The sequence below is a fragment of the Microbacterium sp. B19 genome (assembly GCF_000333395.1).
Lineage (GTDB): Bacteria > Actinomycetota > Actinomycetes > Actinomycetales > Microbacteriaceae > Microbacterium.
On record NZ_BADA01000307.1, the window covers coordinates 1 to 5,160 of the forward strand.

General features: G+C 72.1%; 4 protein-coding genes and 2 pseudogenes. 4 read left to right on the plus strand and 2 right to left on the minus strand.

What is annotated here, in order from left to right:
• Positions 1–52 precede the first annotated feature (52 nt).
• The 3 genes from I5G_RS24710 (at position 53) to I5G_RS10760 (ending at position 3,420) form a co-directional block, all read left to right on the plus strand.
• Positions 53–1,549 carry an ABC transporter ATP-binding protein gene (locus I5G_RS24710; protein ID WP_239642529.1) on the plus strand — a complete coding sequence of 499 codons (1,497 nt, stop codon included), beginning with the start codon at positions 53–55 and terminating at the stop codon, positions 1,547–1,549.
• An 8-nt stretch (positions 1,550–1,557) separates the two neighbouring features.
• Positions 1,558–3,087 (plus strand): hypothetical protein, encoded by a 1,530-nt coding sequence (locus tag I5G_RS10755; protein ID WP_306305785.1) that lies wholly within the window; start codon positions 1,558–1,560, stop codon positions 3,085–3,087.
• A 66-nt stretch (positions 3,088–3,153) separates the two neighbouring features.
• Positions 3,154–3,420, plus strand: a complete 267-nt coding sequence (locus I5G_RS10760) for a DUF3039 domain-containing protein (protein ID WP_026095843.1) — start codon at positions 3,154–3,156, stop codon at positions 3,418–3,420.
• A 4-nt stretch (positions 3,421–3,424) separates the two neighbouring features.
• Here the strand turns inward: I5G_RS10760 and I5G_RS10765 are convergent, their stop codons facing one another.
• Both I5G_RS10765 and I5G_RS10770 read right to left on the minus strand, forming a co-directional pair.
• Positions 3,425–3,928 (minus strand): hypothetical protein, encoded by a 504-nt coding sequence (locus I5G_RS10765; RefSeq protein WP_022879057.1) that lies wholly within the window; start codon positions 3,926–3,928, stop codon positions 3,425–3,427.
• Between the two features lie 329 nt (positions 3,929–4,257).
• Positions 4,258–4,755, minus strand: a pseudogene (locus I5G_RS10770) (nicotinate phosphoribosyltransferase); the annotation flags it as partial.
• A 67-nt stretch (positions 4,756–4,822) separates the two neighbouring features.
• Between I5G_RS10770 and I5G_RS10775 the strand changes: the two are divergent.
• Positions 4,823–5,160 (plus strand): annotated as a pseudogene (locus tag I5G_RS10775) (nitrate reductase); the annotation flags it as partial.

Sequence of the window (5,160 nt, forward strand, 5' to 3'; positions counted from 1 at the left end):
CGCGCCCGTCGGCGAACCGGTCCCGCCCCCGCGCTTGCCCGCCGACCTGATCGTGCCGCCGCGTCCGCCGCTCCCACCGACGGTCGAGGCGGAGGTTCCGGCCGGCGACCCGACCCCGGCGGATGTCGCGGTCGAAGAACCGCCGGTCGCGGACGACGCAGCAGCGGACGAAGCGCGCGACGGGCAGCTCGCGTCCGCTGCTCCGGAGGAACCGCTGAGCGCGGAGCCCGCGGGCACGGAGATCGCCGCCGATCCGATGGACGCCGAGACGGTGGCTCCCGCGCCCGCGCCCGCGCCCGCGCCCGCGCCGGAGCCTGAGCCCGCGCCGGAGCCGGAGCGCGCGCCGGAGCCGGAGCCGGAGGCGGAGCCGGCGCCTGAGCCTGAACCCGCGCCGGAGCCTGAGCCGGAGCCCGCGCCTGGGCCCGAGCCCGAGACGCGTGTCGCGGACGAGCCCCCCGCCGAGGCGCCCGCGGAGGAGGAACCTCACGCGGAGCTGCCCCCGGTGCGGGATTCGTCCGCCGGAGAGACGGTCGTCGCGGAGCAGCCTGTCGACGAGGCAATCGGCGAAGAGCTCCAGGAGCCCGCCGACGACGGGGTCACGGAATCGGCCCCGGCGGTCGAGCCGGCCGACGATGGCGCGACGACCGACGAGCCGCTCGCCGACCTGTTGGGGACGGACGAAGCCCCGGTCGAAGATCCGGACGCCGAGCACCCGGCGATCGTCGAAGACCCGACGCCCGCGGACGTCGCGGTGGAGGAATCGGTGGCCGTCGAGGCGGATGCGTCCGCCTTGCCCGCGCTCAAGGTGCGCAACGTCACGAAGACCTTCGGCGATGTGCGCGCCGTCGACGGCGTCGACCTGACGGTCCCGGCAGGCTCGTTCTACGGTCTCGTCGGACCCAATGGCGCGGGCAAGACCACCACCCTCTCGATCATCGCGGGGCTGCTCCGGTCCGACGGCGGCACGGTCGAGATCAACGGTGTCGACGCGAAACGGCAGGCGCGCGCGGCGAAGAAGCTCATCGGTGTGCTGCCCGACCGTCTGCGCACCTTCGACCGGCTCACCGGTCGACAGCTCCTGCACTACTACGGCGCGCTGCGCGGACTGCCGTCCCCGGTGGTCGAAAGCCGTGCCGCCGACCTCGCTCGGGCCTTCGACCTCGTCGAGGCGCTCGGTCGCCCGGTCTCCGACTACTCCGCCGGTATGACGAAGAAGGTGATGCTGGCGGGGGCCATGATCCACTCGCCGCGCCTCCTCGTGCTCGACGAGCCGTTCGAGGCGGTCGATCCGGTCTCCAGCGGCGTCATCCTCGACATCCTCCGCGCGTACGTGGAGCACGGCGGGACCGTGATCCTGTCGAGCCACGGCATGGAACTCGTGGAGCGCGTGTGCTCGCGTGTCGCCGTGATCGTGTCCGGCCAGGTCCTGGCCGAGGGCACCGTCGACGAGGTGCGCGGGGAATCGACCCTGGAGGAACGGTTCCTCGAGCTGTCCGGTGGCCTGGGCGACGTGGAGGGACTCGAGTGGTTGCACACGTTCTCCGCCTGAGGCTCGCGATGATGCTCGGCGCCCTGCGGGGCGACCGGGATCACGTGCTTCGCCGGGCCGTCGGCCTGTTCGTCCTCGTCTCGGGCACTGTCTTCGCCGCGATCAACGTCGCGGCCCTCGCCGACTCCGACCGTCTGACGACCTCGGTGGTCACGGTGCTCGCCGGGTCCGCGGTGACGCTCGGCTTCGCGATCGCGCCGCCCCTCACGGCATCCGTCGACCCTCTCGACCCGCGCCGCTTCGCCGTCGTCGGCCCCGAACCGCGGCCGCTCGCGGCGATGCTGCTGCTCGCGGGTCTGGTGAGCGTGCCGGTGCTCGTGGTCATCGTGCTCGCGATCAGCCTTTCCGCCGCGTGGTCGGCGCACGGCGCCGCGCCGGCCGCGAGTGTCCTGTCCATTGCTCTGGCGGTCGTCACGTGCGTGCTCCTGGCGAGGGTGAGTATGGCCCTCGGTGCGCTCGTGCGCCGCCCCCGGCAGTCGCGCGAACTCTTCGGCGTGTACATCGTCGCGGTGCTCGTCGTCGTCGTTCCGGTCGGCATCTTCCTGGGTTCCCTGGAGTGGCGCGGGGCGGTTCCGTCGCAGCTCGAGGCCGCGGCGGAGGTGCTCGCGTGGACGCCCATCGGCGCGGCGTGGAGCATCGCTCTCGCCCCCTCCGCGGGCTCAGCGGTCGGAAGCGTCGTCGTCGCGCTCGCGACGGTCGCGCTGCTCGCGGCCGCGTGGTTCGTCCTCGTCCGGGTGCTGCTGACCACGACGCCGCGACCCGCCACCGTCCGCGAGCGCGCCGGCCTCGGATGGTTCGCCCTGCTCCCGGGGACGCCGGGTGGTGCGGTCGCCGCGCGCAGCCTGTCGTATTGGCTCCGCGACCGCCGCTACATCGTCAACGTCGTGGTGGTGCCGATCGCGGCGGTGCTCTCGACGTTGCCGCTCGTGGTCGCCGGCGTCCCGATCGAACTGGCGGTGCTTCTGCCGGCACCGATCATCGCCCTCTTCCTCGGGTGGATGCCGCACAACGACTTGGCCTACGACTCCACGGCGCTGTGGATGCACATCGCGAGCGGTGTGCGCGGCCTTTCCGACCGCCTGGGCCGGCTCGTCCCCGTCGTGTTGATCGCGCTGCCGCTGCTCGCGATCGCGATCCCGCTCGCCATCGCCGTCCACGGCCGGTGGGCCTTCGCCCCCGCGCTCGTCGGCGTGTGCGCCGCGCTGTTCCTCTCGGGGCTGGGACTGTCGAGCATCGCCTCGGTCGCCGCGCCGTATGCCGTCTCCCGTCCCGGAGACAGCCCGTTCCAACAGCCGCAGCGCACGGGTTCGGGCGGCGTCATGGCTCAGGGCCTGGTCATGCTCGGCGCCCTTCTCGCCGCGGCCCCCGCGATCTGGCTCGCCCTGCAGGCCGTGACATCCGACACCGTCGATGCGCTCCCGGCCCTGTGGGTGGGGATCGGGGTGGGGCTCGCGGTGTTCGCGATCGGGATCGCCATCGGCTCCGCGGTGTTCGAACGGCGCAGCACGCGTCTGATGGAGTTCGCCGAAGCGACCTGAGGCCGGGGCGAAGCGGTTCCCGTGGAACCGTCCCCGCCCTGCGGACCGCGGCTACACTGGCAGACCATGAGCACGCCTCTCGACCGACCGGACAGCGGGGGTCTCGCGACTCTCGATCGCGAGCTCGAGGAGCTCATCCGCGAGGAGAACATCGAGCCGGGCGACCATGAGCGGTTCTCGCACTACGTCAAGAAGGACAAGATCCTCGAGTCCGCACTGACGGGCAAGCCGGTCCGCGCGCTGTGCGGCAAGAAGTGGACGCCGGGTCGTGACCCCGAGAAGTTTCCTGTCTGCCCGCAGTGCAAAGAGATCTACGAATCACTCAACAGCTGAACGCTCATGTCACGGTGATCGATGTGCTCTTCGAGGTCGATCCGTCACTGCCGTACAGGGTCATCGTGAAGGCATAGGTTCCGGCTGGGATCGGGTAGCCGGTCTCGCTCGGGTACCAGCGCACGTCCTGCGCGTAGCCCCCGATCGGGATGCTCAGCGTGCCCGACAGGGTGCTCGCGCCCAGGGGACCCGACACGGAGACGACGTAGGGGAGAACGGCGACGCTCGGATCCGGGGTGGGCCACCAGACGACGTTCTGGTCGTACAGAGCGGTGACGTACACGACGAGCGGCCCGCGATTCGTCTGGGTGGAGGGGTCGTACTGTCGTCTGTTCTCGACGGCGAAGTCGGGGCCGATGCGGAGCTTCGAGATGGGGACGCTCCCGCCCGATTGCGCTGCGGCGGGGACGAAGGTCGAGGCGATGGCCGGGGCGACCCAGGCCGCTGTCGCGATGAGCGCGCGGCGGGCGGGATCGGCGGGTCGGTCATGCCGGGCATCGGCGGCCATTGGTGCTCTCCGTTCGGTGCGCGCCCCGCGGACGGATCGAGGAGCCACGATCCGGCCGCGAGGATTTCACGCTAGGCAACGCAGGCATGCGCACGGGCCACTCCGGGCCCGACCTCGCCCGATTCGAGAGCGGCTTCACCCGTGTTCGGAGCGTGTGGCCCTCGGCGGGGTGTCGGAGTCCCGTACCCTTCTGCCGATGAACGCTGCTCCCGCGGAGAGACGTGCTGTCGTCGCGTTTCTCCCCGTGGATCGCGTTCATGGATGCCAGGAGGCACAGACAGCGGCGACCGCCACGCCCGAGGGCCCCGCGCGATCGCGCCCCCCGCGACTCAGGCCTCGACGTACTCCGTCGGCAGCGCCGGCTCCGATCGGCTCAGCGCGAGTGCGCGCACGGGCAGCTCTTCGCGCACCCGCGCGTGGTGGGCGCGCGCGGCGGCGACGCCCTGCGGGCCGAGGGCCGCGGCATCCGGTTCCCCGTCCACGACCAGCGGAACCTGGAGCGCGCGGGCGTCAGGGTGCTCCGCGGCGGTGGCGAGCTCCTCGAACCCGTCGCTCACGACGATGAGCTCGGAGGTCGCCGTGCCGCCGTCGAGCGTGCGGAACGCGGCCTTCCGGCCGCCGTGCGAGGCCTTCTGCGCGGACGCCTTGGCGACGGCGACCCAGGATCCGTCCGCGGCGGCGCGCGCCACGAGTTTGAACACGAGACCGGCGGTGGGTGCACCCGATCCGGTGACGACCGAGGTGCCGACGCCGTAGCTGTCGACCGGGGAGGCGGCGAGGGCGGCGATCGCGTACTCGTCGAGGTCGCTCGTGACGGTGATCCGCGTGCCGACCGAGGTCGCGCGCGAGGCGGAGGTGCACCTCCCCGTGCGGCCGGGCACGAACCTCGCCCTGATGAACGGGCTCATCCGCGAGCTGCTCGCGAACGACTGGATCGACCACGACTACATCGCCGCCCACACGATCGGCTTCGACGAGCTGAAGGCCACGGTCGAGCCGTGGACGCCCGAGGCCGTCGCCGAGACGTGCGGGGTGGATGCCGCCGACGTCCGCGCCGCCGCCCGGATCTTCGCCGAGTCGCCGCGCGTCCTCTCGACGGTGCTGCAGGGGTTCTATCAAGCGTCGGATGCCACGGCATCCGCGTGCCAGGTCAACAACCTGCACCTGCTCACCGGACGGATCGGGCGGCCGGGGTGCGGCATCCTGCAGATGAACGGCCAGCCGACGGCGCA